Origin of the sequence: Flavobacterium sp. RSSB_23 (assembly GCF_051547145.1) — a bacterium.
In the GTDB taxonomy this organism is placed as follows: Bacteria; Bacteroidota; Bacteroidia; order Flavobacteriales; family Flavobacteriaceae; genus Flavobacterium.
This window is the reverse complement of sequence record NZ_JBPTTO010000060.1, coordinates 1-466: the sequence shown is the minus strand read 5'-3', so window position 1 is coordinate 466 and position 466 is coordinate 1. Positions and strand designations below refer to the sequence as shown.

1 protein-coding gene is annotated in these 466 nt (G+C 25.1%); it reads right to left on the bottom strand.

What is annotated here, in order from left to right:
• Positions 1 to 466 (bottom strand): hypothetical protein (locus ACSVH9_RS16365; RefSeq protein WP_438064636.1); only part of this gene is annotated, 466 nt, incomplete at both ends.

Here is a 466-nt window from a genome sequence, read left to right as displayed (position 1 = left end):
AATCTTCACAATCATTTATCTTACTCTTTTTAAAAACTAGTTTTTCGTTTTTAATGTAGAATTTAGTGTTTTCGAATACATCATATAAGTCTTCGGTTTTTATATCGCAATCTTTAAATGATTTTTTAAACATATAGTTTTTGCCAATTTTTCCATATTTTTCACAGTTTCCACCAAAAACAATTAAAAAACAACAGTTTTTGGGTTTAAAACTATTCAATATAATTGTGTCATTTTCAATTCTCCATTTTCCTTTAGAATTTGAGCGTGACATACAAGCTCCACTAAAAAAGTCAAATGTATTGTCATTATTTATCTTTAAAGTAGCAGTATATGGAATTGGTTTTTTTGTCGATTTCCATTCAGCAATATATTTATTTCTTATTTCGTTTTCTGTCGAATTTTTACAAGCAATGAAACTCAAAAAAGATGACAAAATTAAAATACTAATTATTCTTTTCATACG